We start from the raw sequence: 23002 nt of genomic DNA on the forward strand, positions 1-23002 counted from the left end.
ATAAAGGAAAAACAGACGGATCGCGATTTTCATTATTTAAAACTCTGTGCAATAAAGCGAAGCATAGGCACCCAGGCCAGTTCAGTCGGGTGCAGTCGGTCCCAGTTCCAGCCATTCTGATAAGGCATAGCGTACATATCTAAATAAGGGATCTGGTTCTCTTTCAGAATGGATTGAATTTGCTTATCGTACGGGCGGAAAGTGTCGGTATGGTAAAGCGCCCACGGGTTAACCGGGTCGACGATAGCAATGACCTGCACGTTATGTGCCTTCAGCAGCTGGACGGTTTTCCTGAACGCAGCGAATTGGCCGGGCACCACCGGCGTGTCATCCCACTGCTGCGGCTTACCGTCCTCTTCGTAAATCGTTTTGTCCATCCACAGGGTCGCCGCGCTTTGCTGGCGAACTTTATTTAATTCACGGGCATTCGCCAGCTCTTTATTCCAGTCCGGAGTCATGTGGGTGGTTGGCTGTTGCGGCCAGGGTTGCGCCGTCTCAGGCCTGATATTGAGCAGCGACAGCCAGTCGTTTTTTATCAGGGTACAAAAATTAGCGAACTGGAAACCGATCTCATCCCAAATCAGATCGGGGTGCCAGCCGAAGACACGCATTTGCCCAAAGGTTAAATGGCTTATCTCTTTAGCATCAATATGTTTTAAATAATTCACGAGGATCGGACGTGCCTGCGGATCCTTCATCAGGGGATCAAAAACAGAGCCCGGAAAATTATCCGCATAGATAGCGGGTGGCAGACCTTTTGAGTAAAAGCTGTCAGGTGCCAACAATAAAACCACTTTACTGTTTGCGTTAAGGCTATTTTTAAAACGTGAAAACAGTAAAAATTGTGTTTCATCATCGACAAACGCATCGCCATACGCCACGACGGGTTGGTGTAATTGCTGATTAAAATAATGATAGACCGCGTAATGTTCATCTTCGGAGGTGGCAACTTCAGAGGCACCAATGAAGAAAATGGCATTCCCCTCCAGGGCATGGGAAATGGTGGCAATTTTTTCCGCTTGTTCTTTCGGTGTGCCCGCCATGGATTTGATCAGCGGCTGGAATTTAAGCGGCGGATCAAAGCTGGTCACCAGCGGATGAATGCTGAGGAATAAAATGGCCAGGGCTGCCATCAGGATATGTAAGCAAAACGTATTTTTGATTTTCATCATTAACCAGTAAGACTACATGGCGGCAATTTTCTAAAATCCGTTGATAACCGGCTTTATAACAATTACACAACAAATGGCCGTCTATTTTGGGGCATTCTATACCAGAGCGATTTAGAAGGATGAGCGTTGCCGTGTAACGGTATGTACAAGTGGGAGAGAGCGACGCGGGGATCGGGGAATGAGCGATTTTTTGCGCAGTTAAACGCCAGGGCGTAGAAATAGAAAAATTCCTGCTTTACAAGGCGCTAATAGATGTTTATAGTGCGCCTCACTTTGGAAGCGTGGCCGAGCGGTTGAAGGCACCGGTCTTGAAAACCGGCGACCCGAAAGGGTTCTAGAGTTCGAATCTCTACGCTTCCGCCAAATTCGAAACCCAGGTCGTTATGCGACCTGGGTTTTTGTTTGTTAAAACCGCCTTAACCGGGAATTCTGGTGCCGGAGTTACTCCGTCGATACTGCAGCGGCGTCTGACGCATCATCTTTTTAAAGCAGGTAATGAAATAGGTCACCTCGCTAAACCCCACTGCCAGTGCAATGGCGTCAACAGGCTCATCGCTGTACCGTAACAGATCGCAGCTGCTTTTAATCCGCCGGGTCAGCAAATATTCGTGGATGCTACCGCCGGTCTGCTGGCGGAAAATGCGTGAGGTATAGCTTCGCGAGAGCCCCAGGTCGTGCGCTAACCGATCGAGCGAAAACTTGCTGGCATAGTGGGCTTCGACCCAGCTCATTATCCGCGAGGCGACGGTCTGCTGGCGCGGCGGGTAGGGCTGCGGCTGCTCGGGCAGACATGTCATCAACTGCATCACCAGAAATGCCACCTCGCAGGCCTCGGTCTGCGCGTTGTCCTCCAGGCGCTGAAACTGTTCAAGTATTCTCTCAATAAACGCCGCGTGCGTGCTGAGATCGTAAATTTGTGCCGGGAGATTGCTGGCGGCCAGCGAGGCGAAGCGGGCCTGATGGCGCGGAAAGGTGCTGAGCGCACTTTCGACGACCGATTGCGCAATGTGCATGGTGGTGCGGTGGTAGGGGTTCTTATCGCTATGATCGACCTGCACTTTGTGCAAACGGAAGGGCGGGAAAACAAATAAACGCCCCGGACGGGCGGTGTAGTGCTGATTGTCCACCACCACGATGCCATAACCGCTGGAAATATAGAGCAATTCAACGCACTGATGCCAGTGGTAGTAAACCGCGCTGGTGGTGTACATGCGGTTAAATGAAATGGCCTGCCGATCGAGCGTAATGCGTTCCAGCAGTTGCGTTTCACCCATTTTCCCTCCAGGACAACAGATTTAAATTTTTAGACCATCATTTATAATTTATCCCTCTCTCGATCGACAAAATCCAGAAAAAATGAAATGCCGGTTTAATTTTGTGAGTCTGCTCACTCAGCACCGGGAATAAAAGCGGTTACTCTTCATTCAGACGTCGCACTCGTGGCTTTAAAAAGCCAAATAACAATAACTTATCTCTACCCTCGTGTTATGCGGGAGGACCCTGTGCAACCTGAAAATATTCATCTGGATAACCCACTGACGAGCCGTGATGAGGTACTGCGGCTGGTTAACGATATGCTGAACGCGGTGACGCCTTATTTTAAAAAAGACGCCAGCCGTATTGATTTAGCGAACTTTACCGCTCACTACGGCCAGCAGGTCGCGAGCATGGAAACCTTTTCCCGTCTGCTGTGGGGCATCACGCCATTGTTGGCTGGCGGCAGCGAGCCGCAACACTTCTCTTTCTATTTACAGGCGATAAAAAACGGCACCAATCCGCAGCATGCTGATTACTGGGGCGATGTCGGTCCTTTCGATCAGCGAATCGTCGAAATGGCGGCTTACGGGTTACTGCTGGCGCTGGCGGGCGAAACCGTACTGGCACATTTCACTGAGACGGAGAAAGAGAATCTATGGCGCTGGCTAAAGCAGTGCGAGACCCAGGATATCCCCGATAACAACTGGCACTTCTTTCCGATTCTGGTGCAGGTTGGCTTCCATTATTGTGGCATGCCGACCCATCCGCAGGCGCTGGAAAATCACTTCGCTGCCATGGAGCACTACTATCTTGGCGATGGCTGGTACTCCGATGGTCCGGGCCGGCCGCGCGACTATTACATCTCGATGGGCTTCCATTTCTATGGACTGATTTACGCGAAGCTAATGGCCGATGTCGATCCAACGCGGTGCGCAACCCTGCGCGATCGCGCCGCGCGTTTCTCCTCTGACTTCATTCATTTCTTTGCCGAAGACGGCGCGGCGATCCCGTTTGGCCGTAGCCTGACCTACCGCTTTGCCGAGGCGGCGTTCTGGAGTGCGGCGGCTTTCGCCGGGCTGGAGGTCTTTTCGCCGGGCGTGATTAAGGGCATCGTGCTGCGCCATCTGCGCTGGTGGCTGAAGCAGCCGATATTCGACCGTGACGGCATACTGAGCGTCGGCTACAGCTACCCGAATCTGGTGATGGCGGAAGACTACAACGCGCCGGGTTCACCGTACTGGGGCCTGAAGACCCTGCTGGTACTGGCATTAGATGAGGGCGACGCCTTCTGGCAGGCGGCCGAGCTGCCGCTGCCGCCATTGCCCGCGCAGCACACGATAGCCCACGCGGATCAGGTGGTGGTGCATCAGGCCGATCACCTGTGGATGCTGACGTCCGGCCAGCTGGAGCTGAACAACTTCGTGAATACCGAAGCGAAATACTGCAAATTTGCCTATTCCACCCGCTTTGGCTTCACCCTCGAACGCGGGCGCTACGGCCTGAACCATGCCGCACCCGATTCGATGCTGCTGCTGGCCGAAAAAGATAACTACTGGCGTGGTCGCCGTGAATGCCAGCACGTGGTCACCGCTGACGGCACCATTTACAGCCGCTGGCTGCCGTGGCGCGACGTGGTGATTGAGAGCTGGCTGCTGGCGCTGGGCGACTGGCAACTGCGCGTCCATCGTATCAATACTCAACGCGCGCTGGATTGCGCGGAAGGGGGCTTTAGCCTCGCGAACCGCCCACAGCCGCAGGCGCAGGAGATGGAAAGCGCCTGCTGGTTACGCAATGCCCAGGATGCCTCAGCCATTTTCTGTTTACATCCGCACGCCCGCCGTGGCGAAACGGTGGTGACGCCGCCAAACAGTAATCTGTTGTTTGCCGAGCGCGCGGCAGTGCCGCTGCTGCGCGGTGAACTCGATCCCGGCACGCATTTGCTGATAAGCGCGGTGTGGGCGGGAAATGCCGCAGGCTTCGATCCGCAACACTGCCCGCAGGCCTTCATTAGCGATGACGCGGTACGCTTCGTGATGGCACGACAAGAAACGACGCTCGTTCTGGCCCAGGAGACATCGCTATGAGCACATCATCGTCCGTACGCGCCGCACAGTACAAAATGAGTACCTTTATTTTTCTCTACTTCTTCACCTGGTCATCCAGCTTTGGCCTGTACGCCTTGTGGCTGAGCCAGAAAGTGGGCCTCGATAGCATCACTATCGGTAGCGTGTTCGCCATCAATGGCGTCTTTGCGGTGGTCCTGAAGCCGGTGTATGGCTACATCATGGACAAAATCGGCATGAGCAAGTGGCTGCTCTATTTTGTCTGCGCCATTTCTGCGCTGATGGCACCGTTTTTTGCGCTGGTGTACCAGCCGCTGCTGGAAAGCCATGCGATGGTCGGGATTATCATCGGCGCGCTGTATCTGAGCCTGGGCTGGTATGCTGGCGTGGCGGCGTCTGAATCTTACGCTGACCGCTTTAGCCGCCTGTACGGGCTGGAGTTTGGCCGCATCAGAATGTGGGGTTCGCTGGGCTGGGCGATGGCGGCTTCGGTCTCCGGGCTGTTGTTTAACGTCACGCCGCTGGCCAACTTTCTGCTCAGCAGCGGTACCTCGGTACTGATGCTGCTGGTGCTGATTAGCCTCAAAATCGGCGATGAGCAGCTGCGTAATAACAGCGTTATTTCCGCCAATAAGATTGTCTTCGCCGATGTGCTGATGCTCCTGAAAAACCGCAAATTCTGGATGTTCAGCCTCTACGTCGCCGGGGTGGCGTGGATGATGTTTATCGCCGAACAGCAATTCCCGCGCTACTTCGTATCATTCTTCGCCACCAAAGAGCAGGGAAATGCCTGGTACGGCTACCTGAGCACCGTCCAGTCGGGTATGGAATTCCTGATGATGATGTGTATCCCGTGGCTGGTGAATCACTACGGCGCCAAGCGCGGCCTGGTGTTCTGCGGCTGCGTGGTCGGGGCTCGGCTGATCGCCTCCGGACTCACCAGTGACCCGATAGTGATCTCTATCATCAAACCGTTTTATGGCGTCGAGATCGCACTGCTGCTGATCTCGGTCTTTAAATACATCGCCGAACACTTCCATCGTCGGGTTAACGCCACGATGTACCTGCTGGGCTACCAGGCGATGATTTACGTGGGGTCGATTGTGGTCGCCCCACCTGCTGGCTATCTGTACGACAGGATAGGCTTTGAGCATACCTATCTGCTGATGGGCTGCTGCGCCCTGATATTTACGCTGATTTCCGCCTTTACGCTGTCGCGCTGCCAGTCGAAGTGCGATGTCTCACGCCCCTTTGCTCCGGCATTAGATTCCGCCCCGGTTGAACCGGCCAAACATTAATTCAGGAGTTGTTATGACCAAATCTGTTATCACCGAAGCGCTGCGGCCGATCGAACTGTATCAGGTCGATCGCCTGGCCCTGAGCCAGAAGCTGGAAGCGGCGTTAACCCGCGTAACGCGCAAGCTCGACAAAAATATTGTTGCCTTCGGCGATAAATTCCCCGGCGAAGCCTGTGAGAAGGGCGTCTGGCCGCGCACCGATAACGTGGAATGGACCACCAGTTTTTGGCCAGGCCAGCTGTGGCTGGCGTGGGAGATGACGGGCAAAGCGCATTATCGCGACGCCGCCGAGCGCTATTTACCGTCGTTCGCCCGGCGTATTGAGCAGCGTATCGACACGGCAACGCACGATCTTGGTTTTCTCTATTCGCTCTCCTGCATCAGCGCCTGGCGCCTCACCGGCAACGAAGCCGCTCGCCGGTCGGCGCTGCTGGCAGCCGAGCGCCTGATGGAGCGTTTTAACCCAACGGCCAGGATTATCCAGGCATGGGGTGATTTAAACGACCCGGAGCAGCAGGGGCGAATGATCATCGACTGCAACATGAACCTGCCGCTGCTGTACTGGGCCAGCGAACAGACCGGGGATCCGCGCTATGCACAAGCGGCGACGGCTCACGCCGGACAGGCTGCGAACTATATCGTGCGGGAAGATGCCTCGACGTATCACACATACTATATGGATGTCCAGACGGGTGAGCCGCGCTTTGGTAATACCCATCAGGGCTACAGCGACACCTCGTGCTGGTCGCGCGGGCAGGCATGGGGCATTTACGGCTTCCTGCTCAGCTATCAGCACACTGGCGATAAGCAGATGGTTGAGCTGTCACGCAGCCTGGCACATTACTTCCTCAACCGTTTGCCGGAAGATGATGTGTGCCACTGGGATCTGGCGCTGCTCGGCACCGACGCCGTGCGCGACAGTTCAGCGGCGGCGATTGCCGCTTGCGGTCTGCTGGAGCTGGTCAAGGCGCTGCCGACGCTCGACGCAAACCGTGCGCATTACGAAGAGATGGCGCTGCGTATTGCGCTGTCGCTGACCGATAACTACCTTGCCCACGACGACGATCCGACCGAAGGGCTGCTGCAACACTCGGTTTATCATATGGGCAGCGGCAAGGGGGTCGATCAGTGCTGTAGCTGGGGAGACTATTTCTATCTTGAGCTGCTGGCGCGGCTGCGACAGATTTGGCACCCGTACTGGTAACCCTGAAGCCATGGAGAGCAAAATGAAAAGCGTAGCCGTGCTATTGGCCCCCGGTTTTGAGGAGGGGGAAGCGATCGTCACCATTGATATCCTGCGTCGCCTGAATATTACGGTGCAGACGATTGCCTGCGGCGAGAGCCGCGAAGTGGTGAGCTATCACGCCATCTCAATGGTGGCGGACAGCACCCTGAAGGCCAGTTTCGATTGCACCTTTGACGCCGTGGTGTTACCGGGCGGCCCGGAGGGCAGCGTTAACCTGGCGAAAAGCGCGGAGGTCATCGCCTTCGTCCGCCGCCACGATGAAATGGGCAAATATATCTGCCCGATTTGTTCCGCCGCCGCCCGTGTGCTGGGCGGTAACGGGCTGCTGAAGGGGCGCCGCTACGTCTGTTCCGGCGATCTGTGGAAAACAGTCAGCGAGGGCAGGTACGTCGATGCCGAGGTGGTGGAAGACGGCAATCTGCTGAGCGGTCGCGGCCTGGGTAACGTATTTGATTTCGCCTTTACCCTGGCGGCGCGATTACAGGGCGATGATGCCCTGGCGCGCGAGCAGGCCAGCCATATTGAGTACGCGTGGCAGGATAGCGATCCCGTTTACGGGCTGGCAAAAAGCGATGCGTGAGTTTCGCCCGGCGGCGCTACGCTTGCACGGGCCTACAATGAATAGTGCAATATATTGATATTGTTACGGATTGTAGGCCGGGTAAGCACAGCGCCACCCGGCAAGAAGGCCCGCTAAAATGTTGATGTCGTTTTACAGCCCAATCACCAGCTCCCCCGAATGGCTCCGCGAGCAGCACAGCGCCACCTGCTGGTTTGTTGCGCCTTTTTCCGCCTCCGACTGCACGCTGTCCCGGTGATCCACCACGCCGTCAATCACCGGCGTCAGGCAGGCGCCGCAGATCCCCATTTCACAGGACAGCGGTACGTCTACGCCGTTTGCCTGTAAGACCTGGGCAATGGTTTTATCCGCAGGCACCGGCCAGCGCTCCCCGGTGGAGGCCAGTTTAACGGTAAAGATCTCGCCGGTTTCATGACCAGCGGCAGGCGCAGCAGGCTGAAACGCCTCGCTGTGAATGTGGGCGTTATCCCATCCCTTCGTCGTTGCCACATTGCGGACTTTCTCCATAAAACCCGCAGGTCCGCACACCCAGGCATGCAGTCCCGCTTCCGGTATAGGGAGATGTTCTGCCAGCGCTGAGCGGGGGCTGAGGGTATGAATGATGCACTCACCGTACTTTGAGAGTTCCCGAACAAACGCCGCGCTTTCGCGATTTTTAACGTAATAATGCAGCGTAAACGGCGTTCCGGCCGCCTTCAGCTGCAGGGCCATCGCAAACAGCGGCGTAATGCCAATGCCCGCAGCCAGGAGTAAAACCCGCTCTGCCTGAACGAGCGGGAACAGATTGCGTGGGGCGGAGATCGTGAGTTTCTGTCCAGGCCGCAGCGTCTCGTGAACGTAGCGCGACCCGCCGCGCGAGGCGGTTTCGCGCCCCACGCAGATAAGATACCCTTCGTCCTCACAGGCTCCGGTCAGGGAATACTGGCGCACCAGGCCGCAGGGCAGGTGCACATCAATATGCGCGCCGGGCTGCCACGCCGGTAGCGCGGCGCCGTTTTCCGCCACCAGCCTGACGGCGAGGCTTTTATCCCCCTCACGCCACAGCCCATCAACGATAACGCTCAACATATTGGCCTCCGTCATACCAGGAAAAATTCGCCGAATCCCATCTTTTTCAGTCCCCGACGGTAGGCAATCGAGCTTTTATCCGCCGGGATATGGGCTTCGAGCGTCAGATCCAGCGGCAGGCTTTCCGGGCGCTGGGTTTCGACCATCAGACGGTCTTCTTCAAAAATGCGCAGATTGAAGGCATGCACATCTTCCACCGGAATATGCAGATCGAAGTTGCGCGCGATAGGGGCGAACATCCGGGTCACCCGCGATGATACCGGCGACGCGGCGTTCATAATCACCAGTCGGGATTCCCCCGGGAAATGGATCGTCAGCGTGGCGGTAAACGGCAGATGCATTTCAAAATGACGCAGCCACTGGAAGCCCTCCGGAGCCTGGACGTCTGAACTGGCGGGATAGTTGCTCACGGAACTCCAGTAATCGGCCACGAAACCGAACGGCGTCTCCTGCGGCTGATAGGTGGGAACCAGCTGATTATTGGGATCGGCAAAGGTATCGGTGTGGATCCAGGCAAAGTGCGCCACGTCCAGAAATCCTTCCACCTGGCGACCGGCGAAGCCATTCACCTCGAACGCCGGGCAGTTAATCTGCTGGAATCCGTCGTCATCCCAGTGCGGCATGGCGGGCAGCGGTACCGGATTGTCCGGGTCAAAGGCCAGACAGGTCCAGATCAGGCCAAAGCGCTCCTCCACGGCGTAGTTAATCAGGTTCAGCTTCGCCGGAACGGGCTGGTCGGGGCTGGACGGGATACGGTTGCAGCGCCCGTCCTCTCCGAAGCGTAAGCCGTGGTACGGACAAATAATGCCGTGCTCATCGTGAAAGCCCAGCGTCAGCGGCACGCCACGGTGCGGACAGACATCCCGGGCGACCACGACCTGGTCGTTAATCCGGTAAATGACCAGCTGTTCATCCAGCAGGGTTGCTTTAACCGGTGCCGGGCCGATGTCGCAGGCGCGTGCAACCGGATGCCAGCATTTCGCCAGGCGCAGCCAGTCCTCTGGCTCAAAGGTGCAGTGGGCGGGTGGAGTCGGTTCTCTTTTCATCGTTGTCCCTCTTGTTCAGCCTAACGGGCCGCCCTGAATGGTCTCGCACAGACCGTTGATGATGCGCTCCCCGGTCTCCTCTTTCAGCTCCTGATACCAGGCCTGCGTCAACGTCATGTCTTTGCCGTGGGTGACGTCGCAGCGTTTGCGCGCCTTCAGCACCAGGTCACGCACCCGGTCGCAGCGCAGCGCTTCGTACTGTCGCAGCGCCAGCGTAATGTTGTGGTTCTCTCGCAGGCATTCGCCCAGCACCACGGCATCTTCCATCGCCGCACAGCCGCCCTGGCCGATATCCGGCGTGGTGCTGTGCCCGGCATCGCCAAGCAGCGCGACGTTGCCGCGCACCAGGGTATCGAACGGTTCGATGTCGTGGATTTCAATCCGGTTAGTGGTGTCAGGATCGAGCGCGGCGATAAGCTTTTGCACCGGCGGCGCCCAGCCGCGGAAGTAGCCCGTGAGATCGGCACGCAGGGTGGTGCGATCTTCTGCCAGACCCGCAGGGAGCGGCACGTCAAAGAAGAAGTAGAAGCGTCCGCCGGAGACGGGCATCAGCGATACGCGTTTGCCCTCACCAACGAAGGTGGTCCACTGGTGCGCCGGGGCAATCTCTTCATCAATCTTCACCAGCCCGTTCCAGTTCACGTAACCGGCGTAGCGGCGCTCCGGCGTATAACCCAGCACATACGGACGAACCGCCGAGTGGCTGCCGTCGGCGGCAATCAGAAAATCCCCGGTTGCCGCGGTGCCATCGGTGAAGGTGACGCTCACGCCCGCGTCATCTTCCCGGACACGTTCGACGCGCTTGCCAAACTGCACGTTATCGCGCCCCCAGAAGTCCAGCATTTCGCGCTGAAGTTCCGCGCGCGAGACGGGGCAGGGACGCCCGCCGGTGCGCTCGACCAGCGGCGCGAGGCTAAAGCGGGTCAGGGTATCGCCGCGCCGGTAATCTTTGTAGGCCATAAAACGCATCGGCCCGCCGTACGTCTCGATGATGTCGCCCATGCCGAGGTGCTGCATGCATTTCACGCCGTTAGGCCAGATGGAGATGGCCGCCCCGACGGGCTTGATCGCTTTGACGGCTTCAAACACGGTACAGTCGATGCCCGCTTTCTTCAGCGCAACAGCGGCGCTCAGGCCGCCAATTCCCGCACCAATAACGATTGCTTTCATGCTTCTCTCCTTTTGCAGGGTGTAAAGCCATTCAGCAATTTGCGTACCAGGCTGCAACGGGGTGAAAACGGCGTTGTGAAGGGCAGGTTTGCACTGCTAAGGTGCGCAGACGTGGTGAGCTTGCCTTTTTTTGAATCAAAAATTTCCAGTTGAGCTATACGGAATCAACTGTTTCACGCTCAGGCAAAGGAGTGGCGTGGTTTGTGCAATGACCTGAAAGAGGATAATCAAGGAGATACTATGATCGCACTGCACGACTTTAATCGGCTTCCTGAGAAAGAGGCTCTCGCGCGGCTCCACCCCTGCGTGGCGATCCCCGGCTGGGCTGAAGCCCTGGTGCGCGGGCGGCCCTATTCCCGCCGGGAAGACGTGTTCAGTACGGCACTGGCGCTGGCGCAACGCTGGGATGAGACGGCGTTAACGCAAGCCCTGAGCGCCCATCCGCGTATCGGGGAAAAGCCAGCGGGTTCCCAGGCGGAGGCAGCACTGTCGCGGCAGGAACAGGGCGCGGTGAATGACCGCGATGCTGCCCTGACGCAGGCGTTACGGGAGGGTAACGCCCGCTATGAAGCCCGTTTCGGACGGGTCTTTCTTATCCGCGCGAAGGGCCGCAGCGGAGAAGAGATCTTACAGGCGCTGAACGCGCGGCTGGAAAACAACGATACGCAGGAAGTATTGACCGCGCTGGAAGAGCTGCGGGAAATTACGCTGCTGCGGCTGGAAGGAGTCATTAGCGAATGAGCACACTCAGCACCCATATTCTCGATATTTCAACGGGGAAACCCGCCGAGGGCGTGACGGTTCATCTTGAGCGGGACGGGGAGAACATGGCGACTGGCGTCACGAACGCCAGTGGGCGCATCACAGAATTCGTCCCGAACCTGGCAAAAGGCCGCTACCGGCTGGTGGCCGAAATCGGTAAGTGGTTTAGCGACACAGGCCGCGAGACGATCTATCCCTGCGCGCAGATTGAGTTTGTGACGGGAGAATCGGCAGACGAGCATTTCCATCTGCCGTTTGTGATTGCGCCCGGTGGCTGGTCAACCTACCGGGGCAGCTGACCACACCTGCACGCCGTTGACCCAGGTTTCGCTGATGTTGCGCTCATCGCCCAGGGTCATCAGCACAAAGAGCTGCTCGTAAATGTCCTGGCAGCGGCGATTGCGCAGGCGCTGCAGCGGCGTTACGTCCGGGTCGATGACGACGAAATCCGCCTCTTTGCCGGGCGTGAAGTTGCCAATCTTCTCGTCAAGCCGGAGGGCGTGCGCGCCGCCCAGCGTGGCGTGGTAAAACGCCTCGCTGGCGCGGAGACGGTAGCTCTGGAGCTGACCCACCTTGTACGCTTCCCCCAGGGTACGCAGCATGCTGAAGGTGGTGCCCGCACCCACGTCAGTGCCGATGCCCATCCTCACTCTGTGCTGCCAGCAGGCGGGCAGGCGAAACAGCCCGCTACCGAGAAACAGGTTCGAGGTGGGGCAAAACGCCACCGCCGAACCGGTGTCATGCAGGCATTGCCACTCGCTGTGGTGCAGGTGGATGGCGTGGGCAAACACGCTGCGCTCGCCGGTCAGGCCGTAGTGGTGATACACGTCCAGATAGCGTTCATGCTCCGGCCAGAGGTCGTTCACCCAGGCCACTTCGTTTGGGTTTTCGCTCAGATGGGTTTGCAGCCAGGTATCCGGAAACTCCTCTCTCAGCAGGCTGACCGCGGCGAGCAACTCGGGGGATGACGTCGGGGCAAAGCGTGGCGTAATGGCATAGCCCAGCCGCCCCCGGTGATGCCAGCGCTGGATCAGCTCACGCGTCTGCCGGTAGCTCTGTTTCGCGTCCTCGCTCAGGTAGTCAGGCGCGTGTCTGTCCATCATCACCTTCCCGGCGATAAGGCGCATGTTGAGGCGCAGCGCCTCAGTAAACAGCGCCTCGACCGATTCCGGATGCAGCGTGCAGAACACCAGCGCGGTGGTGGTGCCATTGCTCACCAGCTGGTTAATGAAAAATTCGGCGATCTCTTTCGCGTAGGCTTCATCGGCAAACTGGCTCTCCACCGGGAAGGTATAGGTGGTCAGCCACTCCAGCAGCTGCTCGCCAAAGGCGCCGATCATCTCCGTTTGCGGATAATGCACATGGGTATCGATAAAACCGGGCAGCAGCAGCTTGCCGCGCAGGTCAGTGTAGCCTTTGTGCGGGTCAAGATACTGCTCGCCCTCCTGCCACGCCATGTGCGCCAGAATGTGGCCATTCTGAATAAACAGCAGCCCGTCCTCAAGGTAGCGCGCGTGTTCGGCAATGGTGTCTGCGCTGTCGCAGACCTGGGCAATGTCAAAAAATGTACCGCGTATCGCAGTCTGGTATTCCATCATGGTTCCTGCCTTCGTGTTTGCGTAGCGGGGTGAGAAAGCGCAGCAAGAACAGTGCCAGAATGAACGGGCCGCAGTTACGCTGCGGCCAGAGGAGGAGGGAAGGGTTACTCTTTTTGCGTTGCCACGCGGGAGCTGAACGTCGTCGCGCCTGCCGTCTCGCGATCTTCCCGCGCCAGCCAGCGGTAGGTCACGCCGCCGAGGAAGACGCCGATAAACCAGCTGAAGTTCGCCACCTCATGCAGGGCCGGGATAAAGCTAATCACCAGGCCCACGGCAACGGACGGGATCAGCGCGCCGATGGCTTTCGGGTTAAAGCCGTTGCGATACCAGTATTTGCCCTTTGGCGTGTCATCGAACAGGTCGTCAACCGACACCTTGCCGCGTTTAATCAGGTAGAAATCGGCAATCAGTATGCCGAACAGCGGGCCGATAAACGCCCCGAGCACGTCCAGGGTGTAGTGGATTAACTCCGGTGAGTTGAACAGGTTCCACGGGGTGAGCAGGATCGAGCCGACGGCAGCAATCATTCCCCCGGTGCGGAAGCTGATCTTCTGCGGCGAGCAGTTAGAGAAATCAAAGGCTGGCGAGACAAAGTTCGCCACAATGTTAATCCCGATGGTGGCGGTGATCATCGTCAGCAGGCCAATCGCCACGGCCAGATCGTTACCCACGCGGCTGACGGTTTCAATCGGGTCGGTGATCATGCGGCCAAACAGCGACTGGGTACCGGAGACAATCACCACGGTGACGATGGAGAACAGCAGGAAGTTAAACGGCAGACCCCAGCGGTTACCGCGGCGGATCTCCCCCATGCTTTTCCCGTAGCGGGAGAAGTCACCAAAGTTGAGCAGCGGGCCGGAGAAGTAGGAGACCACCAGCGCGGTCGCGGTGATCATCTGCCAGGTTTGCTCGCCCGCGGTCAGGGATTTGCTGGCGAGGGTAAAGGAGATCCCGTCAAAACCGGTCTTGTATACAATCCAGCCCGCAAGGGCCAGCATCACTACGTAGACCGCCGGACCGGCGATATCAATGAAGCGCTTGATGGCGCTCATCCCGTGCCAGAAAACCATCGCCTGCAATACCCACATGATGGCGAAGCAGATCCAGCCCAGATGTGACAGGCCGAGGAACGCGCCGGTGGTGAGTGAAGAGAGCGACGGCCAGAACTTCAGTGCCACCAGCATCAGGGCGTTGGCGGCCAGGTAGGTCTGGATGCCATACCACGCAAAGGCGATAAGCCCGCGGATCACCGCCGGAATGTTCGCCCCAAAGACGCCGAACGCCTGACGGCTGATCACGGCATAGGGCACGCCCGCCATCTGGCTCGGTTTTGCGACCAGGTTGGCGCACAGTTGCACAATACAAATCCCCACCAGCAGGCAGAGTAACACCTGCCAGCTTGCCAGCCCGAGCGTAAAGAAGCTCGCGGCGACCACATATCCCCCCATGCTGTGAACGTCCGACATCCAGAATGAAAAGATGTTGTACCAGCTCCAGTTCTGGTCACGCGTGGGTGCCAGATCCTCATTGCAAAGACGTGGGCTGTAAACCGCACCGGAATCAGCGGCCGTACCCTGCTGCGCGTTTTGACTGTTTGGCATGAAACCTGCTCCTGTGAATGAAAACCCGTTGAGTGGGAGTGCAAACGGTGTTGCAGGATCCAGGCCAAAATAATAAATCTTGTATGCAATATTTTATTTTTATGTATACGATTCGATAACGAAAGGTAAAGCACGGAGTGGTGAATGAACAACGTAAATGGCCTGCAGACCGCGCCAGACCTGCATGACAAAGACGAATCCATCTTTCAGGCGCTGATGACCGCAATTGTCGAACATCAGTTGCTGCCGGGGAGCAAATTGCCGGAAGAGGCGCTGGCCGAGGTGTTTGGCGTGAGCCGTACCGGCATCCGAAAGGTGCTGCAACGACTCGCCGCTGTGCAAATGGTCACCTTAACGCCCAAACGTGGTGCACACGTCGCCAGCCCGACGGTAGAAGAGGCGCGGCACATCTTCCGCACCCGCGCGCTGCTGGAGGTCGCTAATCTGCCGGACGTGCTGGCCCACTGCCAGCCGCCGCATCTGGCAGCACTGGAGGCCATTATTCGTCAGGAGCAGCAGGCGCACGAGGCCTATGACGGCCCGGCGGCGATCCGCCACTCCGCCAATTTTCACATTCAGCTACAGGCCATCTCCGGCAACCAGGTGCTGACGGAGATGGTGACCGGCCTGAGCCAGCGTTCATCGCTGGTGATTGCCACCTGGGGCGCGCCGTGGCGGCAGGGCTGTCGCTGCAACGATCACGAACAGCTGGTGGATCTGCTGCGCCAGAAGGCGCTCCAGCCGCTCAGCGAGGCCTTAATGCACCATTTTGAACATATCGTCGCCAGCCTCTGCTTCGAGCGGGCGGGCGAGTGTCTGCCTGATTTTGCCCGGCTGTTTGCCGGCCACAAGGAGTCGTAATGTCGTCTGTCTGTATACAAGTGATCAACCCCAACACCAGCCTCGCCATGACGGAAACCATCGGTGCGGCATCCCGTGCGGTGGCTGCACCGGGAACGGAAATCCTCGCGGTCTGCCCGACCGCAGGCGTGCCGTCCATCGAAGGCCACTTTGACGAGGCCATTGCTGCCGTGGGCGTTCTCGAACAGGTCAAACTCGGCAGACAGCAGGGCGTGGATGGTCATGTTATTGCCTGCTTTGGCGACCCGGGTCTGCTGGCGGCGCGCGAGCTGGCCCAGGGGCCGGTGGTAGGGATTGCTGAAGCCGCCATGCATATGGCGACGCTGGTGGCGACGCGCTTTTCGGTGGTCACCACGCTGCCGCGTACGTTGATTATCGCCCGCCATCTGCTGCATCAGTATGGCTTTCAGGACCACTGCGCGGCGCTGCATGCCATCGATCTCCCGGTGCTGGCGCTGGAAGACGGTAGCGGTCTGGCGCAGGAAAAGGTGCGCGCGCGCTGTATACAGGCGCTGAAAGAGGATGGCTGCGGGGCCATCGTGCTGGGCTGCGGCGGCATGGCGACGCTGGCGCAGGAGCTGACGCGCGAACTGCGCGTGCCGGTTATCGACGGCGTCAGCGCGGCGGTGAAGATGGTGGAGTCGCTGGTGGCGCTGGGGCTGTCGACCAGCAAGCACGGGGATCTGGCCTTCCCGGAAAATAAAGCGTTAAGCGGACAATTTCAGGCACTGAATCCATTTTAATTTTTGGGGGTGGCAATGGGGACTTTTGAACAGGATTACCCGCGCGATCTGCGCGGTTACGCAGGCAACCCACCGCACGCGCGGTGGCCGAATCAGGCGCGCATCGCCGTGCAGTTTGTACTCAATTACGAGGAAGGAGCGGAAAACCACGTTCTGCATGGCGATGCCGGATCCGAGCAGTTCCTGTCGGACATCATCGGTGCCGCAAGCTACCCGGACAGGCACATGTCGATGGACTCACTCTACGAATACGGCAGCCGCGCCGGGTTCTGGCGCATCCACACTGAATTTCAAAAACGCGGTCTGCCGCTGACGGTCTTTGGCGTAGCGATGGCGCTGGCGCGTCATCCGGAAATCGTCGAAGCGATTAAAACGGCAGATTATGACGTGGTCAGCCACGGCTGGCGCTGGATCCACTATCAGCATATGGGCATCGCCCAGGAGCGCGAGCATCTGCATAAAGCGGTACACGTGCTGACCGATCTGTTTGGCAAACCGCCCACAGGCTGGTACACCGGGCGCGATAGCCCCAACACGCGCCAGCTGGTCGTGGAGCATGGCGGCTTCGACTACGACAGCGACTACTATGGCGATGACTTACCCTTCTGGACGGAAGTGGCCTGTAGAGACGGGACCCGTAAACCGCACCTGATTGTGCCCTATACGCTGGATGCTAACGATATGCGCTTTGCCACCGCGCAGGGGTTTAACACCGCCGAGCAGTTTTATACGTATCTGAAGGACAGTTTTGACGTGCTGTACGAGGAGGGGGAACGCGCGCCGAAAATGATGTCTATCGGCATGCACTGCCGCCTGCTGGGGCGGCCGGGGCGTTTTCGCGCGCTGCAGCGGTTCCTGGATTACGTGCAGCAGCATGAGCAGGTGTGGGTCTGTACCCGCCAGCAGATTGCGGAGCACTGGCGGGAAGTGCATCCGTTTCTGAAATAATTGTGCGATGTTTTGCCGGGTGGCGGCTGCGCCTTACCCGGCCTACAGGACGTCGACTGCCCGGTTGCGTTATGACATCAAACTCACCTGCGCCGCCACGATCCGCCACCCACAGGCAAACCGCACCCATGTTTGCTGCTGGCGGCCGATGCGTTCGCTGCCTTCACGGGTAAACTCGGTGCTGCACACGGCATAATTCTCCCCGAAGGTGGTGATGACGGTGTGACGCAACATTCGCGCCAGCCCGGCTGACGGGCGCGCCGCACGAAAGGCGCGGATTTCATCAATGCCGTACAGGTTTTCACCTGCCCCCAGACGCACCGTATTTTTGTCGTGCCAGAACAGTTCATCCAGCACAGTAATGTTGTTGCTCACCAGCGCATCTTCATAGCGGTAAAACGCCGCCGTCACTTCGGCTACCACCCACGGCAGGTTAATGTCATCGTGATTGATCATGCCGCCACCTCCGCCGGGCGGGCATCGGTGATGCCACTCTCTTCCAGCACGCGCGCGACGCGCAGGCAGGCCTGCTCGTTAAACGGCGCGGCAATCAGCTGCAGGCCAATCGGCATACCCCGGGCGGTGCGTAGCGGAACGGTGGTCACCGGCAAACCCAGGAACGAAATCGGTTGAGTGAGCATGCCCATGCTGGCGCGAATGGGCAGCGGCTGACCGTTAATCTCCATGGTTTGCTCACCGATCCGCGTGGCGCTACGCGGCGTTGCGGGGGCGATCAGGACATCGGCTTGTTCAAACAAGGCGTTGAACGCCTGACGCGCCTGAGCGCGAAACCGCTGGGCCTGAATATACCAGGCGGAAGGGATCATCGCGCCTGCCAGAAGCCGTTCGCGGGAATGGGGTTCAAAACGCTCAGGCTCGCGGCGAAGCGCGGGCAGGTACTGGTTACCCCCTTCCGAGGCGCTGGTGATAAACGCCGCGGAGCGCGCCAGCCCGGCGTCGGGGAACTGCAGCTCCTCCTGCACGTCGAGGGCCTTCGCCACCCGCGCCACGGCGTCCCGGGCCTCCGTGTCGCACCAGGTGGTGAAGTAGCCGCCAAGCACCGCACAGCGCAGGCCGTCCAGACCGCGTTCGAGCAGGGGACGCGTCTCCTCGCGCGAGCGTTCTGCCTGAAAACCGTCGCGGGTATCGCGCCCCTGCAGCGCGTCGTACACCGACGCCAGATCGCACACGCGGCGGGCAAAGGGCCCGATATGATCCAGACTCGCGACAAACGGATGGCTACCGGATCGCGACAGGCGGCCAAAGGTGGGTTTCAGGCCATAAACCCCGCACAGGGATGCCGGAACGCGAATGGAGCCGTTGGTGTCGGTGCCGAGCGAAAAATGCACCAGCCCGGCGGCCACGGCGGCGGCTGAACCGCCGGACGAACCGCCCGCGATGCGCGTCAGGTCGTGCGGGTTATGCGTCGCGCCGTAGTGGCTGTTTTCGGTGGTAAAGCCGTAGGCGTAGGCATCCATATTCACCATCCCGGTCAGTAACCCGCCCGCGCTACGCAGCTGACGTACGGCAAAACTGTCAGTGGCCGCGGGAGGGCGCTGGCTGAACAGCTCGGCCCCGGCGAGGGTAGTATGCCCGGCAACGTCAAACAGGTTTTTCACCGCATAGGGCACGCCCGCCAGCGGTGGCAGGGGGCGCTTTTCGCGGCGCAGGGTGTCGATATTAGCGGCCTCGGCGAGCATGCGCGCTTTCGTCACAGTGGTCCAGGCGTTGATCTGCGGGTTCACGCGCGCAATCGCCTCCAGCGTCTGACGGGCAATCTCATGGGCGCTCAGCTCGCCCGCACTCAGCGCCTGCTGGATTGCGCTGATACTCATCTCGTGTAGCGTCATGCTTTATACACTCCTGCGATCTCCAGACGGTCATCGAGCGGCAGCGCCATCAATGGAGCGGCCATGCTGGCAATGCGGCTGAACTGTACCTGTAGCTCGGCGCGGCGGGCATCATCCAGCGTCACGCCAAGAACGGTCTCCATTTGCGCGAGATAGGCATGCCAGTCGGGTTGTTGTGTCGTCATTATTCTCTCCTCAAAATCCGGCGGCCGCGCCGTTGCTGCGCGGATCAAACGCCCCTTCAAACAGCCCGTTGGGGTGGCGCACAATCGCCCCCGCGTGGCCCATGGCTTCACTGAAGTCCGGGAAGATCTCCACGTCGTGTCCACGCGCCCTGAGCTGTGACACGGTCTCACCCGAAAAGCGTCCTTCCAGTTTTAACGTGTCCGACGTTTGTCCCCAGGTACGCCCCAGCAGCCAGCGCGGGCGAGCGATGCTCTCCTGCAGGGGCGCGCCCTGGACCACATAGCGGGTAAACAGCGTGGCCTGCGTTTGCGGCTGTCCATCGCCGCCCATCGAGCCATAGACCATCACGCGCCCGTCCTTGAGGCGCGCCGCCGCCGGGTTCAGGGTGTGGAAAGGCTGTTTGCCAGGCGCGAGGGCCAGAAGATGACTGGGGTCGAGACTGAACGATGCGCCCCGGTTCTGCCAGACGATGCCGGTATCGGGCAGTACCACGCCGCTGCCAAATTCGTGATAAATACTCTGGATAAACGACACGGCAAGCCCGCTGTTATCCATCACGCCCATCCACACCGTATCGCCGGGACCTTTGCCGGTGCCCCACGGTGCGGCACGGCTGTCGTCAACCCTGTCGGCAAGCGCCTGAAGGGCGGTGGGTGCCAGCAGTGCCTGAATATCCGTTTTCAGCTCGCGCGGATCGGTAATGTGCGCATCGCGCAGGCCAAAGGCCAGCTTGGTGGCTTCAACAATACGGTGAATCGTCCCCGCATCGTCAGCCTCCGCCATATTCAGGCGGTCTGTGATGCCGAGTATCGCCAGCGACACCAGCCCCTGCGTCGGCGGGGCGTGGTTATAAATTTCTCCCTGCTGATGCTGCAACTTCAGAGGCGAGGTACGCCGGGCGACGTGGGCGTGTAGATCGGCCAGCGTGACCGGCAGGCCCAGCGTCTCCATACCCTGCGCCAGCACCTCCGCCAGCGGGCCGCGATAAAAACTGTCCAGACCGTCTTCCACCAGGCGCGAAAGGGTCGTGGCCATGGCGGGCTGGTAAAAACGGCTCCCGACCGGCGGTGGCTTGCCGTCCACCAGCCAGGTTTCGGCAAAGCCGGGAACGTCCTTTAGCTCGTCAAATTTACTGGCGGTGGCATGCGCCTGTGACGCCGTGACCGGGGTACCGTTTTGCGCGTACTCAATGGCGTCGGCCAGCAGGCGGGACAGCGGCAGCGCCTTGCCCGTCATCTCGCGCGAGACCTTCAGCGCCTCGTCCCAACCGCTCACCGTGCCGGCAACGGTCAGCGCCGCCTGAGGGCCGCGATGAGGGATATGCGGGAGCCCGTCGTAGGCCGCGAGCGTCGCGCGCGATCCCGCCGCACCGCTGGCATCAATGGCGATCGGATCCCCTTCCGGCGGCACGATAAGCCAGAAGCCATCGCCACCCAGCCCGTTCATGTGCGGGTAAACTACGGCAATGGTGGCCGCCGCCGCGACCATGGCTTCTATCGCGCTGCCGCCTTCGCGCAGGACGGCCAGCGCACTCTGGCTGGCAAGGTGGTGGGGGGCAACAGCCATCCCGTGTGTGGAGACATTACTTTGCATGAAGCTTCCTCATAACCCTGAAAGTCACAAGGTGCTGCAAAAGCTGTTCCAGTTCTGAATAAAAAGTTTCATGCCAGTTGCCGCAGAAGCTGGCATGCTTAATGAATAGTGAGTATGAGATGAAACAAACGTTACAGAGGCGTTATGGAACAGCTTGATGAACGACTGAAAGCGCAATACCCGTCACTGTCGCCGCAGGAGCAGCGGGTGGCGGATTTTATTTTCGATCATTTTGACGACCTTATTAGCTATAACAGTGCCGAGCTGGCGCAGCTGAGCGGGGTATCGAAAGCCACGGTGAGCCGTCTGTTCAAGCGTCTGGGCTATGAGAAGTATAAAGAGATGCGTGACGAGCTGCGCACCCTGCGTCAGAGCGGGATGCCGCTTACCGATAACCGCGACGCGGTGCAGGGCAACACGCTACTGGCGCGCCATTATAAGCAGGAGATGGCGAACCTGACCCAGTGGGTCAATGCTCTCGATGCTCAGCAGTTTGCCGACGCCATGGCCTGCATGGTGAAGGCGCGGCGCATTGTCATTATTGGCATGCGTAACGCCTATCCCGCGGCGCTCCACCTGCGCCAGCAGCTGCTGCAGGCGCGCGGTCAGGTGCTGGTGCTCCCTCAGCCAGGCCAGAGCCTGAGCGAAGAACTGGTGGATTTAACCCCTGACGATCTGGTGGTGATGATGGCCTTTCGCCGCCGTCCGCGCATTATCCGCCCGCTGATGCAGCAGCTTCAGAGTAGCGGTATTCCGGTGCTGCTGATGTGCGAGCCGCAGGCGCACAGCCTGTTTCCGCTGGCGAGCTGGCAGCTCTGCGCCCCGCTGGACAGCGTTTCGGCCTATGACAGCTATTCCTCGGTCAACAGCCTGATCAACCTGCTGGCGAATGCCTTCCTGCATGACAGTCTCGATAAAGGACGTCCGCGCATTCACGAGATTGCTTCCCTTTATCAGCAGCTGGACGAACTCGAACAACGATAATGGGGCGTCAGACTGGTGCTTTGCATTGAAATGGTGCAACGTGGCGGGGCGTGAACATCCTCAATTTTTCGCTCCGTCCGCGTTTTATCAGGCTTTATAAGAATATCCCCCGTTTCGCCTCACCTGGCACATTAGTTGCAAAATCACATTCAAAGAATCTTTTGTTTCATGTTAACGTTACGGGGAAGCACCATGAAAAAACTGTTGATTGCACTGGCCGGGGCCGCATGCCTCTTCACACAACTGCCTGCAAAGGCTGACCAGCTTCAGGATATCGAGAAGCGCGGCACCCTCCGCATTGCCGTGCCGCAGGACTTCCCGCCGTTTGGCTCGGTGGGGACCGACCTGCAGCCGCAGGGCTACGACATTGACATGGCACGCTATCTGGCGAAACAGATGAAGCTCAAGCTGCAGCTCGTGCCGGTGACCAGCGCCAACCGTGTGCCGTATCTGCAAACCGATAAGGTGGATCTGGTCATCTCCAGCCTCGGGAAAAACCCGGAGCGCGAGAAGGTGATTGATTTTAGCCGCGCCTACGCGCCGTTCTTCCTTGGCGTGTTTGGCCCGAAAGGGGCCGAGCTGAAAGATGCCGCCGGGCTGAGCGGAAAAACTATCGGCGTGACGCGCGGGGCGGTGGAGGACATGGTACTCACCAGCCTGGCGCCGAAAGATGCCAACGTGAAACGTTACGAAGACAATAACACCACGCTCTCTGCATACCTGTCCGGACAGGTGCAGTACGTGGCGACCGGCAACCTCGTGGTGGCGGCGATTTCCCGCCAGAATGCCGATAAGGCCCCGGTGCCGAGCTTTATGCTGAAAGATTCACCGTGCTTTATCGGCCTGAAGAAAAACGAACCGGCCCTGAAGGCAAAAGTGGATGCGCTGATTGAGCAGGGCATTAAGGACGGCACGCTGAACGGTCTGTCAGAGCAATGGCTGAAGGCCCCGCTGCCGGCAAACCTTGGCGCCTGAG

At 59.0% G+C, this 23002-nt stretch carries 22 protein-coding genes and 1 tRNA gene; 12 read left to right on the forward strand and 11 right to left on the reverse strand.

The window, feature by feature from the left end; all coding sequences use genetic code 11:
- Positions 1-32: 32 nt before the first annotated feature.
- On the reverse strand, positions 33-1169 hold the full coding sequence (locus G0034_RS07770; protein ID WP_063861063.1) for a D-alanyl-lipoteichoic acid biosynthesis protein DltD: 1137 nt from the start codon (positions 1167-1169) through the stop codon (positions 33-35).
- Positions 1170-1447: 278 nt separating this feature from the next.
- Between G0034_RS07770 and G0034_RS07775 the strand changes: the two genes are divergently transcribed.
- Positions 1448-1535: transfer RNA gene (locus G0034_RS07775), tRNA-Ser, on the forward strand.
- A gap of 53 nt (positions 1536-1588) precedes the next feature.
- Here the strand turns inward: G0034_RS07775 and G0034_RS07780 are convergent.
- Positions 1589-2446, reverse strand: coding sequence for an AraC family transcriptional regulator (locus G0034_RS07780; protein WP_032637038.1), 858 nt, complete (start codon positions 2444-2446; stop codon positions 1589-1591).
- Positions 2447-2674: 228 nt separating this feature from the next.
- On the opposite strand from G0034_RS07780, the gene G0034_RS07785 reads away from it, so the two are divergent.
- Genes G0034_RS07785 through G0034_RS07800 form a run of 4 tightly spaced genes read left to right on the forward strand, consistent with a single transcriptional unit; the run spans position 2675 to position 7616 of the window.
- A complete protein-coding gene (locus tag G0034_RS07785; RefSeq protein ID WP_063861061.1) occupies positions 2675-4513 on the forward strand; it encodes a DUF2264 domain-containing protein in 1839 nt (612 codons plus the stop codon).
- Positions 4510-5790 (forward strand): oligosaccharide MFS transporter, encoded by a 1281-nt coding sequence (locus tag G0034_RS07790; RefSeq protein WP_179120691.1) that lies wholly within the window; start codon positions 4510-4512, stop codon positions 5788-5790. Before G0034_RS07785 ends, G0034_RS07790 begins: the two co-directional genes overlap by 4 nt.
- Before the next feature lie 13 nt (positions 5791-5803).
- Positions 5804-6994 (forward strand): glycoside hydrolase family 88 protein, encoded by a 1191-nt coding sequence (locus tag G0034_RS07795; RefSeq protein ID WP_045134639.1) that lies wholly within the window; start codon positions 5804-5806, stop codon positions 6992-6994.
- 22 nt (positions 6995-7016) lie between these two features.
- Positions 7017-7616 (forward strand): DJ-1/PfpI family protein, encoded by a 600-nt coding sequence (locus G0034_RS07800; RefSeq protein WP_045134638.1) that lies wholly within the window; start codon positions 7017-7019, stop codon positions 7614-7616.
- A gap of 132 nt (positions 7617-7748) precedes the next feature.
- Here G0034_RS07800 and G0034_RS07805 read toward each other — a convergent pair whose 3' ends face one another.
- From G0034_RS07805 to hpxO, 3 genes are read right to left on the reverse strand one after another with little or no spacing between them, the layout of a single operon-like run.
- Entirely contained in the window at positions 7749-8684 is a 936-nt protein-coding gene (locus tag G0034_RS07805) for a PDR/VanB family oxidoreductase (RefSeq protein WP_023332639.1), read from the reverse strand.
- A gap of 11 nt (positions 8685-8695) precedes the next feature.
- Positions 8696-9730, reverse strand: coding sequence for a molybdenum cofactor-independent xanthine hydroxylase subunit HpxD (gene hpxD, locus G0034_RS07810; RefSeq protein WP_014883280.1), 1035 nt, complete (start codon positions 9728-9730; stop codon positions 8696-8698).
- Between the two features lie 15 nt (positions 9731-9745).
- A complete protein-coding gene (gene hpxO / locus G0034_RS07815) occupies positions 9746-10900 on the reverse strand; it encodes an FAD-dependent urate hydroxylase HpxO (RefSeq protein ID WP_023337051.1) in 1155 nt (384 codons plus the stop codon).
- 240 nt (positions 10901-11140) lie between these two features.
- Here hpxO and uraD point away from each other — a divergent pair, with 240 nt between their 5' ends.
- Positions 11141-11641, forward strand: coding sequence for a 2-oxo-4-hydroxy-4-carboxy-5-ureidoimidazoline decarboxylase (uraD, locus tag G0034_RS07820; protein WP_179120692.1), 501 nt, complete (start codon positions 11141-11143; stop codon positions 11639-11641).
- Entirely contained in the window at positions 11638-11961 is a 324-nt protein-coding gene (uraH, locus tag G0034_RS07825; RefSeq protein ID WP_179120693.1) for a hydroxyisourate hydrolase, read from the forward strand. Before uraD ends, uraH begins: the two co-directional genes overlap by 4 nt.
- Here uraH and guaD read toward each other — a convergent pair.
- Together guaD and G0034_RS07835 are read right to left on the reverse strand one after the other, a co-directional pair.
- Positions 11941-13257 carry a guanine deaminase gene (gene guaD, locus G0034_RS07830; RefSeq protein ID WP_045269370.1) on the reverse strand — a complete coding sequence of 439 codons (1317 nt, stop codon included), beginning with the start codon at positions 13255-13257 and terminating at the stop codon, positions 11941-11943. The genes uraH and guaD overlap by 21 nt on opposite strands.
- A 107-nt stretch (positions 13258-13364) precedes the next feature.
- Positions 13365-14861, reverse strand: coding sequence for an NCS1 family nucleobase:cation symporter-1 (locus G0034_RS07835; protein WP_023332644.1), 1497 nt, complete (start codon positions 14859-14861; stop codon positions 13365-13367).
- A 144-nt stretch (positions 14862-15005) separates the two neighbouring features.
- Between G0034_RS07835 and G0034_RS07840 the strand changes: the two genes are divergently transcribed.
- Genes G0034_RS07840 through puuE form a run of 3 tightly spaced genes read left to right on the forward strand, consistent with a single transcriptional unit; the run spans position 15006 to position 17413 of the window.
- On the forward strand, positions 15006-15722 hold the full coding sequence (locus tag G0034_RS07840) for a GntR family transcriptional regulator (RefSeq protein WP_014883286.1): 717 nt from the start codon (positions 15006-15008) through the stop codon (positions 15720-15722).
- Entirely contained in the window at positions 15722-16465 is a 744-nt protein-coding gene (hpxA, locus tag G0034_RS07845) for an allantoin racemase (protein WP_179120694.1), read from the forward strand. Before G0034_RS07840 ends, hpxA begins: the two co-directional genes overlap by 1 nt.
- A gap of 15 nt (positions 16466-16480) precedes the next feature.
- Positions 16481-17413 (forward strand): allantoinase PuuE, encoded by a 933-nt coding sequence (gene puuE, locus G0034_RS07850; protein ID WP_179120695.1) that lies wholly within the window; start codon positions 16481-16483, stop codon positions 17411-17413.
- A gap of 69 nt (positions 17414-17482) precedes the next feature.
- Here puuE and hpxZ read toward each other — a convergent pair whose 3' ends face one another.
- The 4 genes from hpxZ to hpxW are packed head-to-tail and all read right to left on the reverse strand — an operon-like array spanning position 17483 to position 21042.
- Positions 17483-17869, reverse strand: a complete 387-nt coding sequence (gene hpxZ, locus G0034_RS07855) for an oxalurate catabolism protein HpxZ (protein ID WP_032637027.1) — start codon at positions 17867-17869, stop codon at positions 17483-17485.
- On the reverse strand, positions 17866-19263 hold the full coding sequence (locus tag G0034_RS07860) for an AtzE family amidohydrolase (RefSeq protein WP_063861056.1): 1398 nt from the start codon (positions 19261-19263) through the stop codon (positions 17866-17868). Before G0034_RS07860 ends, hpxZ begins: the two co-directional genes overlap by 4 nt.
- Entirely contained in the window at positions 19260-19448 is a 189-nt protein-coding gene (gene hpxX / locus G0034_RS07865) for an oxalurate catabolism protein HpxX (protein ID WP_023332649.1), read from the reverse strand. Before hpxX ends, G0034_RS07860 begins: the two co-directional genes overlap by 4 nt.
- A 10-nt stretch (positions 19449-19458) precedes the next feature.
- Entirely contained in the window at positions 19459-21042 is a 1584-nt protein-coding gene (gene hpxW, locus G0034_RS07870) for an oxamate amidohydrolase (RefSeq protein ID WP_063861055.1), read from the reverse strand.
- A 144-nt stretch (positions 21043-21186) separates the two neighbouring features.
- On the opposite strand from hpxW, the gene hpxU reads away from it, so the two are divergent.
- Together hpxU and G0034_RS07880 are read left to right on the forward strand one after the other, a co-directional pair.
- On the forward strand, positions 21187-22026 hold the full coding sequence (gene hpxU, locus G0034_RS07875) for a MurR/RpiR family transcriptional regulator HpxU (RefSeq protein WP_014883293.1): 840 nt from the start codon (positions 21187-21189) through the stop codon (positions 22024-22026).
- Positions 22027-22218: 192 nt separating this feature from the next.
- Positions 22219-23001 (forward strand): transporter substrate-binding domain-containing protein, encoded by a 783-nt coding sequence (locus G0034_RS07880; protein WP_014883294.1) that lies wholly within the window; start codon positions 22219-22221, stop codon positions 22999-23001.
- Position 23002: the final 1 nt, after the last annotated feature.

It is taken from the genome of Enterobacter sp. T2, assembly GCF_010692925.1.
In the GTDB taxonomy this organism is placed as follows: domain Bacteria; phylum Pseudomonadota; class Gammaproteobacteria; order Enterobacterales; family Enterobacteriaceae; genus Enterobacter; species Enterobacter kobei.

Coding starts and splice junctions, on each gene's coding strand:
- G0034_RS07795 (WP_045134639.1), top strand. CDS start 5,804: ATGACCAAATCTGTTATCACCGAAGCGCTGCGGCCGATCGAACTGTAT.
- G0034_RS07790 (WP_179120691.1), top strand. CDS start 4,510: ATGAGCACATCATCGTCCGTACGCGCCGCACAGTACAAAATGAGTACC.
- G0034_RS07805 (WP_023332639.1), bottom strand. CDS start 8,684: ATGTTGAGCGTTATCGTTGATGGGCTGTGGCGTGAGGGGGATAAAAGC.
- G0034_RS07770 (WP_063861063.1), bottom strand. CDS start 1,169: ATGAAAATCAAAAATACGTTTTGCTTACATATCCTGATGGCAGCCCTG.
- G0034_RS07880 (WP_014883294.1), top strand. CDS start 22,219: ATGAAAAAACTGTTGATTGCACTGGCCGGGGCCGCATGCCTCTTCACA.
- puuE (WP_179120695.1), top strand. CDS start 16,481: ATGGGGACTTTTGAACAGGATTACCCGCGCGATCTGCGCGGTTACGCA.
- hpxA (WP_179120694.1), top strand. CDS start 15,722: ATGTCGTCTGTCTGTATACAAGTGATCAACCCCAACACCAGCCTCGCC.
- G0034_RS07840 (WP_014883286.1), top strand. CDS start 15,006: ATGAACAACGTAAATGGCCTGCAGACCGCGCCAGACCTGCATGACAAA.
- G0034_RS07835 (WP_023332644.1), bottom strand. CDS start 14,861: ATGCCAAACAGTCAAAACGCGCAGCAGGGTACGGCCGCTGATTCCGGT.
- hpxD (WP_014883280.1), bottom strand. CDS start 9,730: ATGAAAAGAGAACCGACTCCACCCGCCCACTGCACCTTTGAGCCAGAG.
- hpxO (WP_023337051.1), bottom strand. CDS start 10,900: ATGAAAGCAATCGTTATTGGTGCGGGAATTGGCGGCCTGAGCGCCGCT.
- hpxU (WP_014883293.1), top strand. CDS start 21,187: ATGGAACAGCTTGATGAACGACTGAAAGCGCAATACCCGTCACTGTCG.
- hpxX (WP_023332649.1), bottom strand. CDS start 19,448: ATGACGACACAACAACCCGACTGGCATGCCTATCTCGCGCAAATGGAG.
- uraH (WP_179120693.1), top strand. CDS start 11,638: ATGAGCACACTCAGCACCCATATTCTCGATATTTCAACGGGGAAACCC.
- uraD (WP_179120692.1), top strand. CDS start 11,141: ATGATCGCACTGCACGACTTTAATCGGCTTCCTGAGAAAGAGGCTCTC.
- guaD (WP_045269370.1), bottom strand. CDS start 13,257: ATGGAATACCAGACTGCGATACGCGGTACATTTTTTGACATTGCCCAG.
- hpxW (WP_063861055.1), bottom strand. CDS start 21,042: ATGCAAAGTAATGTCTCCACACACGGGATGGCTGTTGCCCCCCACCAC.
- G0034_RS07860 (WP_063861056.1), bottom strand. CDS start 19,263: ATGACGCTACACGAGATGAGTATCAGCGCAATCCAGCAGGCGCTGAGT.
- G0034_RS07780 (WP_032637038.1), bottom strand. CDS start 2,446: ATGGGTGAAACGCAACTGCTGGAACGCATTACGCTCGATCGGCAGGCC.
- hpxZ (WP_032637027.1), bottom strand. CDS start 17,869: ATGATCAATCACGATGACATTAACCTGCCGTGGGTGGTAGCCGAAGTG.
- G0034_RS07800 (WP_045134638.1), top strand. CDS start 7,017: ATGAAAAGCGTAGCCGTGCTATTGGCCCCCGGTTTTGAGGAGGGGGAA.